At 69.8% G+C, this 20,504-nt stretch carries 15 protein-coding genes; 6 read left to right on the top strand and 9 right to left on the bottom strand.

The features are described from left to right. Positions 1-63 precede the first annotated feature (63 nt). Together ACRX5W_RS22105 and ACRX5W_RS22110 are read left to right on the top strand one after the other, a co-directional pair. Positions 64-2,445, top strand: coding sequence for a glycoside hydrolase family 3 N-terminal domain-containing protein (locus tag ACRX5W_RS22105; RefSeq protein WP_436789975.1), 2,382 nt, complete (start codon positions 64-66; stop codon positions 2,443-2,445). 88 nt (positions 2,446-2,533) lie between these two features. Further along, positions 2,534-3,832, top strand: coding sequence for a hypothetical protein (locus ACRX5W_RS22110; protein WP_436789976.1), 1,299 nt, complete (start codon positions 2,534-2,536; stop codon positions 3,830-3,832). A 121-nt stretch (positions 3,833-3,953) separates the two neighbouring features. Here ACRX5W_RS22110 and ACRX5W_RS22115 read toward each other — a convergent pair whose 3' ends face one another. The 4 genes from ACRX5W_RS22115 to ACRX5W_RS22130 are packed head-to-tail and all read right to left on the bottom strand — an operon-like array spanning position 3,954 to position 7,595. Then, positions 3,954-4,970, bottom strand: coding sequence for a zinc-dependent alcohol dehydrogenase (locus ACRX5W_RS22115; protein WP_436790018.1), 1,017 nt, complete (start codon positions 4,968-4,970; stop codon positions 3,954-3,956). Between the two features lie 11 nt (positions 4,971-4,981). Further along, the gene (locus tag ACRX5W_RS22120; protein WP_436789977.1) at positions 4,982-5,842 is read right to left on the bottom strand and encodes a fumarylacetoacetate hydrolase family protein; all 861 of its coding nucleotides are present in this window, start codon (positions 5,840-5,842) and stop codon (positions 4,982-4,984) included. Positions 5,843-5,874: 32 nt separating this feature from the next. Continuing rightward, positions 5,875-6,765, bottom strand: coding sequence for an SMP-30/gluconolactonase/LRE family protein (locus ACRX5W_RS22125; protein ID WP_436790019.1), 891 nt, complete (start codon positions 6,763-6,765; stop codon positions 5,875-5,877). Positions 6,766-6,770: 5 nt separating this feature from the next. After that, positions 6,771-7,595 carry an IclR family transcriptional regulator gene (locus tag ACRX5W_RS22130; RefSeq protein ID WP_436789978.1) on the bottom strand — a complete coding sequence of 275 codons (825 nt, stop codon included), beginning with the start codon at positions 7,593-7,595 and terminating at the stop codon, positions 6,771-6,773. Positions 7,596-7,646: 51 nt separating this feature from the next. On the opposite strand from ACRX5W_RS22130, the gene ACRX5W_RS22135 reads away from it, so the two are divergent. The 3 genes from ACRX5W_RS22135 to ACRX5W_RS22145 are packed head-to-tail and all read left to right on the top strand — an operon-like array spanning position 7,647 to position 12,908. After that, positions 7,647-9,359: an IlvD/Edd family dehydratase gene (locus ACRX5W_RS22135; RefSeq protein WP_436789979.1), complete on the top strand. Its 1,713-nt coding sequence runs from the start codon at positions 7,647-7,649 to the stop codon at positions 9,357-9,359. Beyond that, a complete protein-coding gene (locus ACRX5W_RS22140) occupies positions 9,346-12,234 on the top strand; it encodes an FAD-binding and (Fe-S)-binding domain-containing protein (RefSeq protein WP_436789980.1) in 2,889 nt (962 codons plus the stop codon). Before ACRX5W_RS22135 ends, ACRX5W_RS22140 begins: the two co-directional genes overlap by 14 nt. After that, entirely contained in the window at positions 12,231-12,908 is a 678-nt protein-coding gene (locus tag ACRX5W_RS22145; RefSeq protein ID WP_436789981.1) for an SDR family NAD(P)-dependent oxidoreductase, read from the top strand. The genes ACRX5W_RS22140 and ACRX5W_RS22145 overlap by 4 nt, the downstream gene beginning before the upstream one ends. 58 nt (positions 12,909-12,966) lie before the next feature. On the opposite strand, the gene ACRX5W_RS22150 is transcribed toward ACRX5W_RS22145, so the two are convergent. The 5 genes from ACRX5W_RS22150 to ACRX5W_RS22170 all read right to left on the bottom strand — a co-directional run bounded on the left by ACRX5W_RS22150 (position 12,967) and on the right by ACRX5W_RS22170 (position 19,463). Further along, the gene (locus ACRX5W_RS22150) at positions 12,967-15,801 is read right to left on the bottom strand and encodes a family 78 glycoside hydrolase catalytic domain (protein WP_436789982.1); all 2,835 of its coding nucleotides are present in this window, start codon (positions 15,799-15,801) and stop codon (positions 12,967-12,969) included. Positions 15,802-16,248: 447 nt separating this feature from the next. Beyond that, positions 16,249-17,163 (bottom strand): TIGR03564 family F420-dependent LLM class oxidoreductase, encoded by a 915-nt coding sequence (locus ACRX5W_RS22155; RefSeq protein ID WP_436789983.1) that lies wholly within the window; start codon positions 17,161-17,163, stop codon positions 16,249-16,251. 70 nt (positions 17,164-17,233) lie between these two features. Further along, the gene (locus tag ACRX5W_RS22160; protein WP_436789984.1) at positions 17,234-18,067 is read right to left on the bottom strand and encodes a TauD/TfdA dioxygenase family protein; all 834 of its coding nucleotides are present in this window, start codon (positions 18,065-18,067) and stop codon (positions 17,234-17,236) included. A 45-nt stretch (positions 18,068-18,112) separates the two neighbouring features. Beyond that, a complete protein-coding gene (locus ACRX5W_RS22165) occupies positions 18,113-18,694 on the bottom strand; it encodes a carboxymuconolactone decarboxylase family protein (RefSeq protein ID WP_436789985.1) in 582 nt (193 codons plus the stop codon). Position 18,695: 1 nt separating this feature from the next. Beyond that, positions 18,696-19,463 carry an SDR family NAD(P)-dependent oxidoreductase gene (locus ACRX5W_RS22170; protein WP_436789986.1) on the bottom strand — a complete coding sequence of 256 codons (768 nt, stop codon included), beginning with the start codon at positions 19,461-19,463 and terminating at the stop codon, positions 18,696-18,698. Positions 19,464-19,759: 296 nt separating this feature from the next. On the opposite strand from ACRX5W_RS22170, the gene ACRX5W_RS22175 reads away from it, so the two are divergent. After that, positions 19,760-20,395, top strand: coding sequence for a TetR/AcrR family transcriptional regulator (locus tag ACRX5W_RS22175; RefSeq protein WP_436789987.1), 636 nt, complete (start codon positions 19,760-19,762; stop codon positions 20,393-20,395). The last annotated feature ends 109 nt before the right edge of the window (positions 20,396-20,504 follow it).

Below are 20,504 nucleotides of genomic sequence, written 5' to 3' on the forward strand. Positions count from 1 at the left end.
ACACCCGCTCGGCACGCCCGCATCACCCGCCCCCAAGTACCGCCCAGACAAGGAGAACTCGGAATGTCCACTCGGTCGTGGAGCTCCGACGACATCACCAAACTGCTGTCCAAGCTGACGCTTGAGCAGAAGATCGCCCAACTCGGCGGGTTCAGCGTCGCGGACCTCCTCGTCCGAGGCAGCGGCAGTCTCGAAACGGGCCCGGTCACCGACCTGACGAGGCTTCCGGCGCTGCGTCCGCACGGTGTGGGGCACTTGTCTCTGGGCTGGTTCCTCGGGAGGGACGCGGAGAGCCTGCGAACCCAAGTTGGGCAGGTTCAGGCCGCTGTCCGCGATGTGTCGCCGTTCGGTATCGGCGCGCTGATCCACTTCGAGGGCATCAGCGGTCTGGTTCATGACTCCGGGTCGCAGTTCCCAACGGCTTGGGCGCAGGCGGCCACGTGGGACCCGGAGTTGGCCCGCCGGTCCGCCGCGGTGACCTCCGCGCACATGCGCAACGCGGGGATCCAACTGCTGTTCTCCCCGGTCATGGACATCAACCGCGATCCGCGCTGGGGCCGCGTCCACGAGACGTACGGCGAGGACCCCGAACTGGCCGCGCAGTTCTCCGTCGCGTTCGTGCGCGGCATCCAAGGAAGCGGGCAGGACAACGAAGTGCTGGCGACCGGCAAGCACTTCGTCGGATATGGGGCGTCCGAAGGGGGGCTTAACCAGGCGATCACGCAACTGGGCCGCCGGGCCCTCGTCGACGAGTACGCCGAGCCGTTCCGGCGGGCCATCGCCGAGGCCGGGCTGTCGGTGGTCATGAACTCGTACAACGAGATCGACGGCGTACCCGCGTCGGCCAACCGCTGGCTGCTCACCGAACTCCTGCGCGACACCCTCGGCTTCGACGGCATGGTGGTCAGCGACTACGACGCGGTCAACCTCCTGCGCACCACCTACCACACCGCAACAAGCCCCGGGGAGGCGGCAGTTGCGGCCCTGACCGCAGGCTTGGACGTCGAACTGCCGGGCGACCCCAACTACTCCCACCTCGCCGAGGAGGTCGCCGCCGGACGCATCGACGAGCAGGTCATCGACACCGCGGTCGCACGCGTCCTCACCGCGAAGGCCCGCACCGGCCTGATCCCGGCGTTCAGCCCACCGCCGACCACCGCCGCGGCCGTGACCGTGGACACGGTGGAGGCGGCCGAGGTCCGGCGGGCGATCGCCGCGCGCGGTGTGGTGCTGCTGGACAACGACGGCACACTGCCGCTGACCGCCGGCGACAAGCGGATCGTGGTGGTCGGGCCCGCAGCCGACGAACTGCGTGTTCACTTCGGCGCGTACACGTCGGTCTCGTCGGCCGAGATGCCGATCGGCATGATGGCTGTGATGTCAGGGCAGGTCCCCGGCGTGGACCCGGCGACGTTCGTGTTCACCGACATCTTCCAGACCCGCATGCCGGGTATGGACCCGACCTTCGAACAGGTCGCACGGCGGCTTCACCCCGATGCCCCCACCGTTGTGGAGGCACTGCGGGCGCACGACGCCAAGATCGACTACGTGCGGCTCGGCAGCTTCGAAGCCGACGCCGAACAGCCGCTCCAAGCCGCGGCGGTCGCTGTCGCGGTGGCCGACGCCGACCTGGTCGTCGCGGTCGTCGGCGAACGCACCGGCTGGGTTGGCAACAACACCGCCGGCGAAGGCCAGTCCACCGCGTCCCCCTCGCTGCCCGGAGACCAGGAAGACCTCATCGACCTGATCGCCGCAACCGGCAAGCCGCTCGTCACCGTCGTGATTTCGGGCCGTCCCCTGCTCCTGGACCGCGTCGCGCGGGCGTCCAACGCAGTCCTCCTCGCCCCGCTACTGGGCGAGGAAGCCGGCCCCGCGCTCGCCGACGTGCTCTTCGGGGCGGTCAACCCCAGCGGCAAACTCCCCAGCACCTTCCCCCGGCACCTGGGCCAGATTCCGATTTACCACGGTCACCACTACGGCAGCGGCTACGGTCATCCCACCGGAACGCGGCACGGTTACGGGGACTTGGATGATCAGAGTCCGCTGTACGCGTTCGGCCACGGCCTTTCGTACAGCACCTTCGAGGTGGCCCTCGACGAACGGGCTGCTCCGGCAGTCGAGTTCGCTCGGGGGACCATCCGCGCCCGGCTCACCGTCACCAACACCGGCGGCATCGCTGGTGAGACCGTCGTCCAACTGTATGCCCGCGACGAAGCGGCCTCCGTGGTCCGGCCGGTACGGCAGTTGCTCCGGTTCGCCCGCGTCAGCCTGACGGTGGGGGAGACCCGGCACATCGTCCTGGAGGCCCCCCTCGAACGGCTCCACTACACGATGGTCGACGGCCGCCGCGGCATCGAAGCCGGCGACATCACTGTCATGGCGGGCACGAGCAGCGACGACATCGCGTGCGCCGCGACGATCACCATCCCCGCTTATGTGGTCTGAGGAACACGAACAAGGTGGCCGCAGGCGACTTCCTTGTCACATGCGTGCCCGCACCCTGCCGACCGACACTGATAAGGATCCACGGACCATGAGACGCAACCGCTCCAGAGGCCGCACCGCCGTGGTGGGCGCCGCTGTCGCCGCGCTCGTCGCCGCCGGGTGCGGCGCGGGCGAGAACGACGACGCCGGCGGCCCCGGTGAGCCCTTCGCTCCCCCCGCTGCGGACATCGCGCCCGGAGTGACCGACACGACCATCAAAGTCGGCATCACCTACCCCGACCTGTCTGCGATCAGGCAGTTGGTCAACATCGACCACGGCGACTACGAGGCCGTATACACCGCGTTGATCACCAAACTCAACGCCGACGGCGGCATCAACGGCCGCGTGATCCAGCCCGTCTTCGGGAAGGTCAACCCCCTCGCACCGACGTCCGCGCAGGAAGCCTGCCGGAAACTGACCCAGGACGAAAAGGTCTTCGTAGCCCTCGGCAGCTTCAACGCCGACGAACCCCTGTGCTATGTGGGGACCAACCAGACCGCCGTCATCGGCGGCCCCCTCACCGCGAAGAACTACGCACAAGCCCAAGCCCCGTGGTTCTCCTACGCGCGAGGAGGCGACGAAGTCGCCGACGGCCTTGAGTTGTTCGCCCGGCAAAACGCCCTCGCCGGGAAGAAGGTTGCGGTCGTCGGTGTCGTCAACGAGCAGGCGCTCGTGCGGGAGATCGCGGTCCCCGCGCTGCAACGGAACGGCGTCAACCCGGTGGAGACCGCGATTCTGGACACGAATTTCCGCGATGCCGCGGCGGTCGCCCAGCAAACGGCCGCGATAGTCCAGAAGGTGCAGGCCGCCGGAGCCGACACCGTCGTCGTGGTCGGCGGTATGGGGCAGCAGTTCCCCATGCAGTTGGAGAAGACGAACTACCGTCCCCAACTGCTGTTCACCGACGTCTCGTCGGCCGAGGTCTACACCAGGGACACCGCGAAGCACGACTACGGCACCCTGGTCGGCGCCGCGGCCCTGGGCCCGGTCGTCCGCTGGGAGGAGTCGGCCATCCGGGAATGCATCGCCGACGTCGAAACGGCGATTCCCGCACTGGACGGCAAGGTGTCCCTCGACCCGCGGACCGTGCCCATCGGAAGCCCCACACCGCAGGTGGCCGTCGAGACAGCGTGCCGCAATCTCGACCTCTTCACCGCCATCGCCACCAAGGCCGGCGACGACCTGACGTACGCGAGCTTCCAGGAGGCCGGCTTCACACTCGGCCCCCTCCGAGTCGCAAACTACGTGGACCAGGCCAACTACACCCGCGCGACCCCGCACGGCGCGATCCCCGTGCGCATCTACAGCTACGACCCGGAGAGAAACGCATACCGGCCGGGGTCCTGACGCACCGACAGTGATCGGGCGTGGTCGCAGACCGCGGCCACGCGAACCAGCCGCCCCTGAAGGCCGGTTCGCGTGGCAGCGAGGCCCAAAGGGCCGCTTGTTCACGAGATGCCCGCATCGCTCAGGGCAAACGGGGATCGACGTGGATTTTGGGTCCCGGCCCGGCATCGACCGCGCGCTCGCCGGCGAGGACGGCGCCGACCTGGTCCAGGCCGACGGTGGCGGCGACGAGTGGCCGGGGGTCGACGGAGCCGTCCGCGTAGGCGCGGATGGTGGCGTCGAGGGCGGGGGACGCGGACAGCACGCCGACGGCGGTCACGTCCTTGAGTGCGAGGGTGCGGGTGTCGATCGTGCTGCGTTCGCCCGCGAGGCCCACGTAGACGACACGTCCGGCCGGTTCGACCAGGTCCAGGGCCAGGGCGGGCAGGTGCGCGGCGTTCGAGGCGTCGACGACCGCGTCGAACGGCAGATGCGGCAGGGCGCCCTCCGACCACACATCCTCGAAGCCGAGGCTGCGTGCGAAGCCGAGTGATTCTTCCGTACGGCCCATCAGATGGACCTCGGCACCGGCCGCGCGAGCGAACATCGCGACCAGCAGGCCGATAGTCCCCGGGCCGAGGACCAACACCCGGTCACCGAGCCGGAGTTCGCCGGCCTGGGCGGCGCGCAGGGCGTTGCCACCGGGCTCGACCAGCGCGCCGAGCGCGGCATCGACCGAGTCGGGCAGGACATGCAGCGAGGAGACCGGCACGGCGATTTGCTCGGCCAGGGCGCCGTCTTGGCCGCCGCTGACGCCGACTTCGCGGAGTGTGTCGCACACGTGGTGGTGTCCGCGCCGGCAGCGGCGGCAGGTTCCGTCGCCCAGCATGGTGTCGCCCATGACGCGGCGGCCCACCCACTCCGGATCGACGCCGTCGCCCACCGACGCGACGCGGCCTGCCCATTCGTGGCCCAGGCGCATCGGGTACGCGGAGCGCCCCTGGTGCAAGTACGCCATCTCACCGGTGAAGAACTCCACGTCGGTGCCGCATACGCCGACGCGTTCGACGTCGATGACGGCCTCTCCCGGCCCCGCGACCGGGGCCGGGACATCCTGCACCGCGTATTCGCCCGGCGCGGTGAGCACGAACGCGCGCATCCGGCGGGTGCTCACCGCGGTCCGAGCACGTTTTGGCGCTGGGTGCCGAGGCCTTCGATGCCCAGTTCCATGACATCGCCGGGTTGCAGCCAGACGGGCGGGGTGTGCCCCATGCCGACGCCGGGCGGGGTGCCGGTGTTGATCAGGTCGCCGGGCTCCAGGACCAGGAACTGGCTGAGGTAGTGGACGATGTAGTGCGGGTCGAAGATCATGGTCTTGCTGCTGCCGTCCTGGCGGCGGACGCCGTTGACGTCGAGCCACATGTCCAGCGCGAGCACATCGTCGATCTCGTCGGGGGTGACCAGCCACGGCCCGGCGGGGTTGAACGTCTCGGCGGACTTGCCCTTGGCCCACTGCCCGCCGCGCTCCATCTGGAAGGCGCGCTCGCTGACGTCGTTGACGACCACGTACCCGGCGATCGCGTCGCGCGCCTGCTCCGCGGAGTCCAGGTAGCTGGTGCGTCGGCCGATCACGATGCCGAGTTCGACCTCCCAGTCGGGTTTGGTGGAGCCGCGCGGAATGCGGACGTCGTCGTTCGGGCCGACGAGGGTGTTGGGCGACTTGGTGAACAGGATCGGCTCCTCGGGCACGGCCTGCCCGGTCTCGGCCGCGTGGTCGCGGAAGTTCAGTCCGATGCACAGGATCTGGTGCGGGCGCGCGATGGGGGCTCCGATTCGTTCTCCGGCGAGAAGCGAGACCTGGCCCGCCGCGGCGCGCTCGGCCACGACAGGACGGACGCGGTCGATGCCACCATCGCCGAAGAACGCCTCGTCGAAGTCCGAGACGACGTCGGACAGGTCGACGTACGTCTGGTCGTCGATGCGTGCGACGGGCTTTTCGGCGCCGGGGGCGCCGATGCGCATGAGATACACGGGGATCGTTCTCCGTTGTTCGGCTGAGTGGGTCAGGAGTTGGTCGAGGCGGGGCCTGACAGCCCGGCCCAAGGAGGCACGGGCGCGCCCGGCACGTCTACACGGGTGCTGAAGAGTCGTCCCGACTGGGGGTTTTCGCGCCGCTGAGCGTCATCGAGCTCGGCGCTCGCGGTGGTCACGACGAGGGTGCGCAGGTCGTGCCCGGCGAACGCGACGCTGGAGGTGTGGGGTGCCGGTACGGCTACCCGCTCGACGAGCGCTCCGACGGGCGTGTAGCGGCGGACCTCCCCGGCCCCCCAGACCGCGACCCAGAGGTGGTCGGCGACATCCAGGGCGATGCCGTCGGGATAACCGTCGTCGAAGGTGAGGTGCACACAGCGCTCGCCTACCGCGCCGTCGGCCGGGTCGTACCCGCGGACGAAGATGGTGCGCTGCATGGTGTCGACGCTGTACATGCGGTGCCCGTCGACGGACCAGGCCAGACCGTTGGACAGCGTGAGATCGCTGTCCAGTTCGGTGACGCGGCCGTCGTCCTCCAGGCGGACAAGAACCTCACGTTCGGACGGGCCGGCCAGGCTGAGGGTGCCGACCAGGAAGCGTCCTACGGGGTCTGTGCTGCCGTCGTTGAGCCGACGTGCTTCACCGTCGGGGACGATGCGCGGCCCCTCGTGGCGCACACCGTCAGCGGTCAGGACGACAAGCCGTTCTTGGCCGGCGACGAGAAGCGTGCCATTGCCGCCGACGGCCACGGCACCGACCATCCCCTCGAATCGGTGCCGCCCGACTACCTCGATGCGGTGGTCCCCGACGGTTCCTTCGAGCACCAGCCCGGCGAGGATGTCGACCCACACCAGCCGTTGCCGCTCGGCATCCCACACCGGGCCCTCGGCGAGCTGAAACGCCTCCTCGGTCGCAGGAGTCATGGTCCTCACGGCTCGCTCCTTCCCAGCGGGCCGAGCAGGTCGACGATCTCCTCGGCCGCGGCGACCAGCACGTCCAAGGGCGTGCGGTAGGCGACCGCGCTGACGCTCACCGCGCCGGCCGGAGTCGACGGCGAGGTCGTATAGACGGGCACGGCAACGCAGTTGACGCCGGCTTCGTTCTCCTGGTTGTCGACCGCGTAGCCCAGGTCCCGGACGCCTTGGAATTCGCGGTGCAGTTCCTCGGCCGTGCACAGGGTTCGAGGCGTGCGGCGCAGGAGAGTCGCCTCCCCGATCCACGCCTTCACCGCGTCGAGCGTCGGCAGTCGCGCGGCGAGCAGCAGCTTCCCGACGCCGGTGGCGTGGGCGGGGTTGCGCCCGCCGATCGTCGAGGTGAGCCGTACGGCACCGGTCGGCGGGTCGACCTTGGCGCGGTACACGACCTCCCGGCCGTCGAGGACCGCGTAGTGCGCCGTCTCACCGAAACGCTCGGCCAGCGTCTCCAGTACCGGCCGGATGCGGAGGTGCTCGGGCCGGGCCTCGTGGTGGGTGAACGCCATCCGCAGGAACTCGTCGCCGAGGACGTAGCGGCTGCGGGCGTCCTGATCGGCCAAGCCGGCCCGGCGCAACGCGCCGAGCGCGCGGTGAACCGTCGGCTTGGGGCTCCCCATCAGCCGGGTCAGCTCGTCCAGGCCGATTCCGTCGGGGTGGCGGGCGAGCTCCTTGAGGACCGCGAGGACGCGGTCCGACCCCACGAGGCGGCTGCTGTCGGCGTCTGCTCCGGCGTCGCCTGCGGGTGCTGTCGGTTCGTCGGATGTGTGCGTATGCTTCATGGCGTTCCGAACATTAGACCAATGTACCGATTATTGGAAAGAGAGCCGTCGGTGAGACTTCGCAGCGCTCAGTGGTACGCCGGCGACGACCGCAACGCCTACATCCACCGGGCGTGGATGCGCCGGGGCCTGCCGGGCGATGCGTTCACCGGCCGCCCGCAGATCGCGATCGCCAATACGGCCTCGGACCTGACCCCGTGCAATAGCCACCTGACCGAGGTTGCCGCGTCCGTCCGCAACGGTGTGTACGAAGCGGGTGGTATTCCGCTCGAACTGCCCGTGGTGTCCCTGGGCGAGACCCAGGTGCGGCCCACGGCCATGCTGTGGCGCAACATGGCGGCGATGGCCACCGAGGAGATGCTGCGGGCGAACCCGATCGACGGCGTCGTTTTGCTCGGCGGCTGTGACAAGACCATCCCGTCGTTGCTGATGGCCGCCGCGTCGGTGGACTTGCCCGCCGTTGTCGTGCCGGGCGGGCCCATGCTCACCGGGACGTTTCGCGGCGCGCCGCTGGGCTGCGGCACCGATGTGTGGCGGCTGTCGGAGGAGGTACGCGCGGGCTCCCTGACGCAGGAGCAGTTCACCCGGTCCGAGTCGGCGATGATCCGCAGCCGGGGCCACTGCAACACCATGGGCACCGCATCGACGATGGCCCTGGTGGCCGAGGCATTGGGCATGGTCGTCCCCGGAGTCGCCGGGACCCCCGCCTCCGACAGCCGTCTGCTCGAAGCCGCCCACGGGACAGGCAAGTTGGCGGTGGAGATGGTGTCCGCCGACCGGCGGCCGAGCACGTTCCTGACCAAGGCCTCGTTCCGCAACGCGATCGTGGCGCTGGCCGCGATCGGCGGGTCGACCAACGCCGTCGTCCACTTGCTGGCGATCGCCGGGCGGTTGGGTGTCGATCTGACGATCGACGATTTCGACCGCATCGGGTCCCGCGTACCCGTGCTGGTCGACCTGCTGCCCGCGGGCCGTTTCCTGATGGACGACTTCCACCGTGCCGGAGGCCTGCCCGCCGTCCTTCGCGAGGTACGCGACCTGCTTGACGCCGACGCGCTCACGGTCACCGGCAAGCCCTTCGTCGACCACCTGGACGACGCCCGGATCTGGGACCCCGAGGTCATCCGCGGTCGATCTGAGCCCCTGATCACCGAGGGCGGCATCGCCGTCCTGCGCGGCAACCTCGCGCCCGGCGGCGCGCTGATCAAACCCGCGGCCGCCTCCCCGCACCTGCTGCGCCATCGCGGCCGAGCCGTCGTCTTCGACAGCATCGAGGACTTCCACGCCCGCATCGACGACCCCGATCTCGACGTCGACGCCGACTCGGTGCTGGTCCTGCGCGGCTGCGGGCCCAAGGGCTATCCCGGCATGCCGGAGGTGTCGAACATGCCCTTGCCCACGAAGCTGCTCGAACAGGGCGTCCGAGACATGGTCCGCGTGTGTGACGGCCGGATGAGCGGCACCGCATACGGCACGGTCGTCCTGCACGTGGCGCCCGAGGCAGCAGCCGGCGGGCCGCTCGCCCTGGTCCGGACGGGGGATGTCATCAGCCTCGACGTCGAGGCCCGCCGTATTGACGTCGACGTGCCCGTCGACGAACTCGCCCTGCGGACACCGAACGAGGCCACCCTCGCCGGTTTCGCGAAACCCACGCGCGGTTGGGAACGGCTCTACGTCGACCACGTGCTCGGCGCCGACGTCGGCGCCGATCTCGACTTCCTGATCGGCTCCAGCGGATCGGCGGTGAGCCGTGAGTCGCACTGACCGGCGGACCTCCGACCGCAGCGACGAACTCCCGGGTCTCAACGACAAGTTGCTGACCACACTGGAGCGCGCGGCGCCGGGCGCGGTCGCGGCCCGTGCCATCGACCGGCTCGCGTACGCGCACGACGCCTCGCACTACCTGCTCGTCCCCCGGGCCGTGGTCAGGCCGCGCAATGCCGCGCAGGTCGCCGAGCTGCTGCGCGTCAGTGCCGTCCAAGGGGTGCCGCTGACGTTCCGCTCGGGCGGCACAAGCCTGTCCGGTCAGGCGACGAACGACGGCGTGATGGTCGACACCCGCCGCAACTTCCGCGACATCGAAGTCCTCGACGACGGCGCGCGCGTACGCGTCCAACCCGGCGCCACCGTACGCGCCGTCAACGCCCGACTCGCCCGCTACGGACGGAAGTTGGGCCCGGACCCGGCCAGTGAGATCGCCTGCACGATCGGTGGTGTCGTGGCCAACAACTCCAGCGGGATGGCGTGCGGCACCGAGTTCAACACGTACCAGACCCTCGAATCGGCCGTTCTCGTGCTGCCGAGCGGGACCGTCCTGGACACCGGCGCCCGCGATGCCGACGAGCGGCTGCGCGCCCTCGAACCCGACATCCATGCCGGGCTCATCCGCCTCCGCGACCGCGTACGCGGCAACAGGGCGTCGGTGGCGACGATCCGCCGCTTGTACGCGCTGAAGAACACCATGGGCTACGGCGTCAACTCGTTCGTCGACCACACCAGCCCCGCCGACATCCTCACCCACCTGGTCGTCGGCAGCGAAGGCACCCTCGCCTTCGTCGCAGAGGCCACCTTTCGCACCATTCCGGCGCACCCGCACGCTGCCACCGGCCTGCTGCTCTTCCCCGACCTCGCGACGGCGACCGGCGCGCTGCCCGACCTGGTAGCAGCCGGGTTCGCGACCATCGAACTCCTCGACGCCACAAGCCTCCGCGTCGCGCAACGCGACCCGAAAGCCGCCGCGAACTTGCGTGCCCTGGCCGTCCGCGATCACGCCGCCCTGCTCGTCGAACACCAGCAGCCGACCACCGAAGCCCTCGACGAACGCATCACGGCGGCGGCCGTGCTCCTCCGCGAACTTCCGCTGACCGCACCGGGAAAGCTGACCCCCGACGCAGCCGCGCGCGCCGCGCTCTGGCACATCCGCAAAGGCCTGTTCACCGCCGTCGCCGGGGCCCGCCCGTCCGGAACGACCGCGCTGCTCGAAGACATCGCCGTCCCGGTCGACCGGCTGCTCGCCACGTGCGCGGACCTCACCGAGCTGTTCGACCGCCACGGCTACACCGACAGTGTCATCTTCGGCCATGCCAAGGACGGCAACGTCCACTTCATGCTCAACGAGCGGTTCGACCGGCCCGAACTCCTCAACCGCTACCAGGAGTTCACCGACGACCTGGTCGACATCGTCCTCGGGCACGGCGGCACACTCAAAGCCGAACACGGCACCGGACGCATCATGGCGCCGTACGTCCGCCGCCAATATGGCGACGAACTCCACGAGGTCATGCGCGAGACCAAGCACCTCATCGACCCGCGCGGACTCCTCAACCCCGGCGTCTTGGTCAGCAACGACCCCGACGCGCACATCCACCACCTCAAGTCGACACCCACCGTCGAACCCGAAGTCGACCGCTGCGTCGAATGCGGCTACTGCGAACCCGTCTGCCCCAGCCGGGACCTGACCACCACCCCACGCCAACGCATCGTGCTGCGCCGCGAGATGGCCCGCGCCCGCACCAACGGCGACACCGCCCTGCTCGCCCGACTCAACAGCGAGTACCGGTACGACGCCGTCGACACCTGCGCGGTCGACGGCATGTGCCAGACCGCGTGCCCCGTCCTCATCGACACCGGCGACCTCACCCGCCGCCTGCGCGCCGAACACACCGGCCGAACCGAGCAGAAGGCATGGGCGACGGCCGCACGACACTGGGACGGCACCACCCGAACAGCCGCAGGCGCACTCACCGCCGCCCGAGCCGTGCCCGCCGTCCTGCCCCAGGCGGCAAGCGCCGGCGGACGCGCCTTGCTCGGCAAGGACACTGTTCCCGCCTGGTCATCCGAACTCCCGCGCGGCGGAACCCGGCGCGTGCCCCGACCGGCGACCAATCCCGAGGCGGTGTACTTCCCGGCCTGCGTCGCGACGATGTTCGGGCCCGCGGATTCGGACTCGGGTTCCGGCATTGGTGTCCGGGACGCGTTCCTCGCGTTGTGCGAACGGGCCGGAGTCCACGTCCGCGTGCCGGACGGCATCGCCTCGCTGTGCTGCGCGACCCCGTGGAAGTCCAAGGGCCTGACCGACGGCTACGCCGTCATGCGCGCCCGGGTCGTCCCGATCCTGCAACGCGCCACCGACGACGGCGCGTTGCCCGTCGTGGTCGACGCCGCCTCCTGCACCGAAGGCCTCGCCCGCATGCTCGCCCAACACGGCATCACCGTCATCGACGCGATCGCCTTCGCGGACACCGTCCTCCTGCCGCGACTGCCCGCCGCACGGCGCGTTCCCGCCGTCGTCGTCCACCCCACCTGCTCATCGACCCAACTCGGCCTGAACCCCGCACTTCTACGGGTGGCCGCAGCCGCCGCCGAGACAGTCGTCGAACCCGACGACTGGAACTGCTGTGCCTTCGCTGGCGACCGTGGGCTGCTGCACCCGGAACTCACCGCGTCCGCAACCGCCGCCGAGGCCGGGGCCGTAGGACGTATCGAGGCGTCCGCATACGCCTCAATCAACCGCACGTGCGAACTCGGCATGACGCGGGCGACCGGCCACCCCTACCGGCACCTGCTCGAACTCCTCGAAGAGGCGACCCGTCCCATCACGTCCCCTGCCGACCTTCCCTTGTTGGGAGACACCCCATGACCATCAGGACAGCACTCGTGACCGGCGGCGCCCGCGGCCTCGGAGCCGCGACCGCCGAACGCCTCCGAGCCGACGACGTCAAGGTCACCACACTCGACCTCGGAGACGCCGACATCTGTGCGGATGTGACCGACGACGAGGCGCTGCGCGACGCGGCCCGCCGAATCGGACACGTCGACATCCTGGTCAACTCGGCCGGCATCGTCGGACCGAACGAGCCACTGCTGGACACCACGCCCGACCAGTGGCGCCGCGTCCTGGACGTCAACGTCCTGGGCACGGTCAACACCATGCGTGCGTTCATCCCCGGCATGCGGGAGCGCGGCTGGGGGCGCGTCGTCAATTTCGCCAGCATGGCCGGCAAGGACGGCAACCCCAACCTGTCCGCCTACTCCGCCTCCAAAGCCGCTGTGATCGCGCTGACCAAGTCCGCCGGCAAGGAACTCGCCACCACCGGCGTCCTGGTCAACGTCGTCACCCCGGCGGTCATCGCCACGCCCATGAACGCGGCCACCGCCCCCGACGTCCTGGCCCACATCACGAACCTCATTCCGATGCAGCGCATCGGCCGCCCGGAGGAGGTCGCCGAACTTGTCGCGTTTCTCGCCTCGGACCGGGTCAGCTTCTCCACCGGCGCCGTCTACGACATCAGCGGCGGACGCGCCACCTACTGACAGGCCAGAGGTGCGACCGCGCCGTCGACAGGTGTGCCCGACGGCGCGGTCCAAGACGTCACCCTGGCGTGTACTGCGCGAAGCGTTCCTCGAGTTCCGCCAACATGGCCGGGCCTTGAGGGGAGAAGTCGCCGAGCCGGCGCAGTGTCATGTCGCGTGGGGAGTCGGGGTCGTACGAGTCGAAGTACGGCACCGCGCCGGGCCAGTGCCGCGTCATGGCGTCCTTGAGGATGGCCTTGGCTCCGGGGTCGGCGAGGACGGTGTCGACCGGTGTGTCGAGCGTGATGGCTGCCGAGGCGTCCGCTCGGGGCAGGGCGACGGTCCAGGTGTGGCGCCCGGAGCCGACACCGGGCACAAGCTGTCCGTCGGGGGTGTCCTCTCCTGAGGGGAGATGAACGTCTGCGGTGGTGTTCGCGGGGATGACCACGTCGACGACGAGTTGGTCGCCGTCGATCCGCCAGGAGACCTCAGCGTCGCCGTACGGAGTGCGGAGCTTGGCGTGTGCGTGAGTGAGTTCCCCGCCGGGGCGCGGGGCGATGCGCAGGCGCCGGTATCCGGGTTCGGCGGCGTCGAGGCCGGCGACGGTGCGGTAGAGCCAGTCGACCACGGCGCCGAGGGCGTAGTGGTTGAAGGAAGTCATGCCGCTGGGATTGAGGGTCCCGTCGGGACGCAGACTGTCCCAGCGCTCCCAGATTGTGGTGGCCCCTTGGGTGACAGGGTAGAGCCAGGACGGGCACCGCCGTTGGAGTAGCAGTCGGTACGCGGTGTCGAGGTGTCCGTGCTCGGCGAGCGCGTCGCAGATCAGCGGGGTGCCGACGAAGCCGGTACCGATGCGGTGCCCGTCATCGCGCACCAGCGCGGCCAGCCGGTCGGCGGCCCGCGCACGTTGCTCCGGCGCGGGGAGCAGGGCGAATTGCAGCGCGAGGGCGTACGCGGTCTGCGCGTCGGGCACGATGCGGCCGTTGGCGGTCGTGTACTCGGCCTGGAACGCGGCACGGACCCGAGCGGCGAGGTCGGCGTAGTGCGCAGCGTCCGCGTCGCGATCCAAGACTCCTGCGGCGTTCGCCACGAATTCGGCGGACCGGGCGAGATAGGCCGTGGCGACCACCTCGGCGGGGGTCTTGGCTTTCAGCGACTGTTCCGGAGGCGCTGTGGGGTCGAGCCAGTCGCCGAACTGGAATCCGGTGTCCCACAAGAGATGCGGACCGGCGAGGCCGGCGATGTGGTCGACCCAGGCGCGCATGCTGTCGAACTGCGATGCCAGCACCCCGGGGTCGGCGTACCTGCGGTACAGCGTCCACGGCACGATCGTCGCCGCGTCGCCCCACGCCGCGGCGGCGGTGCGCGCCTTACGTTCGGGGTCCGGGACCACGAAGGGCATGGCGCCGTTATCGTCCTGTTCCAGTGCCAGGTCGATGAGCCAAGAGGACAAAAGCCCAGCGCTGTCGTACAGGGTGCACGCTGTGGGGGCGAAGACCTGGATGTCTCCCGTCCAGCCGAGGCGTTCGTCCCGCTGCGGGCAGTCCGTCGGCACGTCGACGAAGTTGCCGCGCATGCTCCACACCGCATTCTCGTGCAGCCGGTTGACCAACGCGTCGGAGCAGGAGAAGTATCCGGTGCGCTCCATATCCGAGTGGATCACGATGGCGCGCACATCGGCAGGATCGAACGCTCCTGGCCAGCCGGAGAGTTCCACGTAGCGGAAGCCGTGGAGAGTGAACCGCGGTTCGTACGTCTCCGAGCCTTCGCCCCGCAGGATGTACCGGTCGGTTGCCTCGGCGGTGCGCAGCGATGCGGTGGAGATCTCCTCGTCCAGGACAACTTCGGCGTGCCGCATCACCACCTCGTGCCCCGCATCGCCGTCCACGGTGATGCGCAGCCGCCCCACCAGGTTCTGGCCGAAGTCGACGATGGTTTTGCCCGACGGGGACGTGCTGACCGCGACCGGCGCCACTTCCTCGATGCGCCGCACCGGCGGGCCGACGGGCGCCACGACGTTCGCCAGGTCGTACGGCTCGATCCGCACGCCCCGCCACCCGGTCGGGGTGATCCGGGCGTCGTGGGTCTCCCCGTCGTACAGACTCGATCGCAGCGTCGGGCCGGTCGCGGCCTGCCACGTGCCGTCGTCGCCGGTGGCCACCGTGAGCAGCGACCCGTCCGCGAACGTGACCTCCAACTGGGCCAGCAGCGCCAGCCGTTCGCCGTACAGTGCGCGCCCGCCCTCGAAACCGAGCCGACCGCGATACCAGCCGTCCGCCAGCGTCGCCGTCAGCACGTTCGCCCCGTCGCGAAGGAGGCCGGTCACGTCGTATGTCTGGTAGCGCAACCGCCGGTGGTACGGCGTCCACCCCGGAGCCAGCACCTGATCGCCGACCGGCACTCCATTCAGCTCCGCCTTATAGACACCCAGCGCTGTCGCGTACAACCGGGCGGACTCCACCTCACCGTCGACGCTGAACCTCCGGCGCAGCACCGGGCAGGGGTTGTCTCGCTGCGCGTCCTCGTCCCAGTCCGGCGAGACGAACCGTGCCGTCCAATCACCCGCGACCGACAGCCCGGTCTCCGCCCACGCCACCTCACTCCACGGCGACCAGGTGTCCGGCGCGTCCGTACCGGACACCCGCACTCGCACGCCGACACGCTCCCGGGAGCCCAGCGGCGGGAACGGCCACGGCACCAGCACCGACTCATCCGAGTCGACCGCTGCGACCTCGCGACGGGTTCCGTCGGCCGTCACCAGCTCAAGCTCATATCCGCTCTGGAGCCAGCCCGAGCTTTGCGTACGTGTCCTCCACGACAAGCGCGGCCGGTCCCAGCCAATGCCCAGCCCGTCCCGGGCGTGTTCGAACGTGGGGGGCTCCACGGACAAGGCAGCGGCGCCGGTGTCGGCCACGGATGACTCCTTACCACACCGGCGATGGCACGGCCGGTGCCTGTGAATGAGACGTTTCATTAATGCCGAACGGGCGGTCGCCTCTCTTCGCCCCACACGACGAGAGTGGACTAACGCGCGTTAATAACGTAGTCGCGCCGACCATGAAGGACAAGATGCCTGCTGCACCAGTCGGAGTGCGAATACGTCATTCGCAAGGATGGCCGCATTGGCTGCCGGTCGCCGACAGCCTTGCGAACTCATCGGGGATTCGAGGGTCTTGCTCGCGGCGACCCGGCGAACCGCAACGCGTGAGAGGCGCAGGACGCTCTGCGGCCGAATGCCTGAACCCCCTCGCTGGAATCTCCCCCGGACGGAAGCCGCCGCCGGGGGAGTGACACCCTGCCTGCCAGTGAGGCAATGGCCCGCGGTCGGTTGCCTCCGTTCCGGAGGCCGGCGACCGGTTGTTCAGCGGTTCAGTTCCCGCAGCAGGTCGCGCGTGCGCTTGAGCGAGGCGCGGGCGTCGTGGCCGGCGGGGACGATGTGGGCGTGGATGTCGGTGGCGCCGGCGTCGAGCAGCGCGCGCAATTGTGTCTCGACGGCTTTCTCGTTGCCGGTGATCGCGGCGTCTGCGGGGGTGTCGGCTCCGCCGATCGCCAGGATTCGCTGGTAGGCGGGGGAGCCGGCGTACACGACCGCCTGCGCGGCGACCGCGGCGCGTGCCTCCTGTTCGTCGTCGTGCACACACACCGGCAGGCCGGCGACGATGCGCGGCGTCGGCCTGCCTGCGGCCTCGGCCGCGGCGGTCAACCGTGGGTGGACGTGCCGTTCGATCGCCGTCGCGGGGGCCATCCACAGCACGGCGCCGTCCGCGTAGGTGCCGGCCACCCGCAGGCTTCGTGGCGACAGCGCGGCCAGAAGCACCCGGATCGGGTGCGCCGCCCTGACTGTTCCGGCGGGGGCGTGGGTGGTCCACTCATCGCCCTCGAAGTCCACCGCCTCACCGCGGAGCAGGCTGGTGAGGATCTGCAGGTACTCCTCGGTGTTGCGGCCCGGTCGGTCGTACGAAAGCCCGTATAGGCCCGAGATGTTCGCCTCGTGGGAGGGTCCCAGGCCCATCGTGAGGCCAGGGCGGCCCATGCCCGCCACGGTCGACGCGGCCCGCTGGGCTTGCAGGAGCGGGTGGCACGGGTAGGTCTGCAGTACGGCGGTGCCGAGCTCGATCGTCGAGGTCTCGCGGCCGGCGAGCGCGAGCGAGACCAGCGGGTCGCCCTGGACGACGCTGGCGTACCAGAGGGAGTGGAACCCTTCGGCCTCCGCTCGTTTCGCCTGCTCGATGATCTTCTCCGGCGTCGAACCGCCGCCTGTGAGACCGATGCGCATTGTCACTCCGGGTCGTCAACTTGCTTGGTGCCGAAGGTGTTTGGTGCCCGACTGGGCCGTTTGCCGATGCTCAGGCGACGGCTTCCTCGCCGATGAGGGTGGTGCGGTGCATGAGGCGGCGGGAGGTGGGTTGGTAGGGGAGGGCGCGGTGGAGCATGCCGGTGTTGTCCCAGATGACCAGGTCGCCGCGCCGCCAGGAGTGGCGGACGGTGAAGCGGGGTTGGGTGGCCCAGTCGAGGTAGTGGTCGAGGAGGGCGCGGCTTTCGTCGGCGGGCATGCCGACGATGTGGTCGGTGGTGGCACCGACCAGCAGGGATTTGCGCCCGGTGCTGCGGGTCCACACCAGCGGGTGCTCCCGGGCGGGGACGCGTTCCCACGCGGCGAGTTCCTTGGCCGTGGGGTCGGGTGTCACCAACAGTTGCGAGGCCTTGAAGCTGTGGACGACCCGCAGCGAGGCGATGCGCTGTTTCTCGTCGTCGGGCAGTGCGTCGTAGGCGGCGTAGGTGTTGGCGAACTCGGTGTCGCCGCCGTCCTCGGCCACTTCGCGGGCGGTGAGGAGGGTGGCTTTTTGGGGGACGGCGTCGTTGGTGCCGTCGATGTGCCAGTAGAAGGTGCTGCGGCGGTAGGAGGCCAGGTCGCTCTTGGTGGGGTCGAGGGTGACCGCGGAGATCTCCGGGTGGGTGGTGTCGCCGCCGATGGGCGCGACGACGACCTCGCCGAGCATGCGGCTGAGGGCGACGAGTTCGGCGTCGTCGACGTCGGCTTCGCGGCAGACCACGACCCCGTGGGTCTCCAGGGCGGTGCGCAGCTCTCGGGCGACTGCGGGATCGACCAGGTCGGCGCCGTGCAGGCCGGTGTACTGGATTCCTGTCTCGGGCGTGATCGGGGCGGTGGTGACGGTCATGGTCTCTCTCCTGTCAGGCGGCCGGTGCCACGGGTGTCGCGCTGATCACGCTTCGGGCTCGCGCTTGAGTTCGGCGTCGAGTGGGAGGTCGAAGGAGCGGAACATCCAGGCGAGGGTTTCGTAGGCGCCGACGGTGAAGATGACGTCCAGCAGTTGCCTGGTGTCGAGTTCGGATGCGAGAGCCTGCCAGGTGTCCTCGGTGATCGCGCCGTCGCCGACCAGTTCGTCGGCGGCCCGCAGCAGGGCTGCCTCCAGTGGGGTCCAGTAGGGGGCGTCCGGTCCCCAGGCGATGCGGCCGATCTCTTCGTCGTCGAGGCCGGCGTCGCGGCCCATGGCCACGTGCTGGACCCACTCGTACGAGGATTTGCGCAGCGTCGCGACGCGCAGGATGAGGAGTTCGCGCTGCCGCTCGGTGAGCGTGGTGCCCATCAGGATGTGGCCGTTGAACGAGAAGAACGCGTGGGCCAGGTCCGGGTGGTGCGCGAACGTGCCGAGCGTGTTCATCGCCTTGGGGCGGTTCTCGGTGAGCGGCTGGGGATGGCGCTGCGTCGGCGGCATCATCGCCGCCATCGCCGCGCGCATCTCGTGGGGCCATTGCTTGATGTGCAGGGGGTCGATGCGGGCCATGTCAGGTGGTCCTTCCGCCGTTGACGCCGATGATCTGTCCGGTGATGTAGCCGGCTTCGTCGCGTACGAGGTAGGCGCACGCGGCGGCGATGTCCTCCGGGCGGCCGACCCGGCGTACCGGTGTGGTCGCCTGGTGGTGGTCGATGCCGTCCCCGAGGAAGCCCCGGGACTCGGTCTTGCGGAGCATGGGCGTGTCGACGAAACCGGGAGGGACGGTGTTGACGGTGATCCCGCGCGGGCCCAGTTCCAGGGCCAACGCTTTGGTGAACCCGACGACTCCGGCCTTGGCCGCGGAGTAGTGCGTCATCAGCGGGTTGCCGGTCTGCGCGCTGGAGGAGGAGATGGTGACGATCCGCCCCCAGCCGTCCTCGACCATGTGCGGCGCCACCGCCTGGCAGCATTGGAAGGTACCGGTCAGGTTGACGCCGAGGATGCGGTCCCACTGCTGCTCGGTGATGTCGAGGAACGGGTGGAAGCCGTCCAAGCCCGCGCTGGTGACCAGGATGGTCGGCGGCCCCAGCCGGTCGCACACCCCGGCGACGGCGGCGTCGACCGCAGCTCGGTCGGTCACGTCTACAGTCAGCGCGACCGCGGTGGCCCCGGTCGACGCGATCTCGGCCGCGACGCGCTCGGCGGCCTCGCCGTCGAGGTCGAGCAGCGCCACGCGGGCACCCTCCTCGGCCAGTCGGAGAGCGACCGCCCTGCCGATCCCGGAGCCGGCTCCGGTGACGACAGCGACGCGCGGGCGGTCCCACGCCGGCGGCGTCACCGCGCGCACCGGAAGTCTGCGACGGTCGACGTTGCTTGGTGGCCGGCGTGTGTGCGAGGCGAACGTCTCACTGGTCTCCTACTCTTCCCACGGCGCCCGCAGGCGCCGCGTTCGAATGCTTCGGGACCGCCGTCCGGAACCGACGGAAGGCCCACCCCCTCCGCTTGGGCATCTGCCCAAAAGTGGGATTGGGCATATGCCTAACAGGGGGAGGCAGGGCAGGTCAAGCGGCGGGTAAGGTGTTCCGGCATGGAGATCGACCCGAGTGAGCAGCGCGTCAGCGCGGAAAGGATGAAGTGTCCAACCCGGCGACACCGCGTCGCGCGCCGAAGAAGGACACCCGAACGGCGCTGCTCAACGCGGCACTACAACTGATGCTGGACGAGGGATACGCGGCGGTCACCACGCGCAAAGTCGCCGCGCAGGCCGGCGTCAACCCGGCCCTGGTGCACTACCACTTCAGCACCATCGACGACTTGTTCCTGGCCGTCTTCCGCCGCGGCGCCGAGGCGCACCTCGCGCGGCTGCAGGACGCCGCCGAGAGCCCGCAGCCGCTGCGCGGCGTGTGGGAAGTGATGAGCGAACCCCGCGACACCGCCCTGACGTTGGAGTTTCTCGCCCTCGCCAACCACCGCAAGGCGATCCGGACGGAACTGGCCGACTACTCCAGCCGATTCCGCATGCTCCAAGAGCAAGCGCTGGACAAAGTCCTGAAGGCCGACGGCCTGACCCCCCACAAGCCGTCTCTGCCCACCCTCACCGTGCTGCTCGCCGGACTTCCCCGCGTGCTGGCCATGGACGACGCGGTGGGTCTCCACCACAGCCGCGGCGAGGTCCACGCCCTGATCGAGGAATACCTCCAGCGCTACGACCTGCCGTCGGCCGCAGGCGATCCCGCTTACAAAGCGGACACCTCGACAGGGCGCGGATAATCGTTGGGGGAACGGGTGGTCGGCACCGAAAGCCGTGCTTGAACGGCCGAATTCGCCCAAGGCCGGGTTCATGGAGGCGGACCCGGAGCATCGGGATGGGCTGTGCCAC

Source organism: Yinghuangia sp. YIM S10712, from assembly GCF_051388935.1.
Classification (GTDB): Bacteria; Actinomycetota; Actinomycetes; order Streptomycetales; family Streptomycetaceae; genus Yinghuangia.

Bases quoted from the DNA above. Each gene is read 5' to 3' on its own strand.
- ACRX5W_RS22105 (WP_436789975.1), top strand. From the start codon at position 64: ATGTCCACTCGGTCGTGGAGCTCCGACGACATCACCAAACTGCTGTCC.
- ACRX5W_RS22110 (WP_436789976.1), top strand. From the start codon at position 2,534: ATGAGACGCAACCGCTCCAGAGGCCGCACCGCCGTGGTGGGCGCCGCT.
- ACRX5W_RS22115 (WP_436790018.1), bottom strand. From the start codon at position 4,970: ATGCGCGCGTTCGTGCTCACCGCGCCGGGCGAATACGCGGTGCAGGAT.
- ACRX5W_RS22125 (WP_436790019.1), bottom strand. From the start codon at position 6,765: ATGACTCCTGCGACCGAGGAGGCGTTTCAGCTCGCCGAGGGCCCGGTG.
- ACRX5W_RS22130 (WP_436789978.1), bottom strand. From the start codon at position 7,595: ATGAAGCATACGCACACATCCGACGAACCGACAGCACCCGCAGGCGAC.
- ACRX5W_RS22145 (WP_436789981.1), top strand. From the start codon at position 12,231: ATGACCATCAGGACAGCACTCGTGACCGGCGGCGCCCGCGGCCTCGGA.
- ACRX5W_RS22155 (WP_436789983.1), bottom strand. From the start codon at position 17,163: ATGCGCATCGGTCTCACAGGCGGCGGTTCGACGCCGGAGAAGATCATC.
- ACRX5W_RS22160 (WP_436789984.1), bottom strand. From the start codon at position 18,067: ATGACCGTCACCACCGCCCCGATCACGCCCGAGACAGGAATCCAGTAC.
- ACRX5W_RS22165 (WP_436789985.1), bottom strand. From the start codon at position 18,694: ATGGCCCGCATCGACCCCCTGCACATCAAGCAATGGCCCCACGAGATG.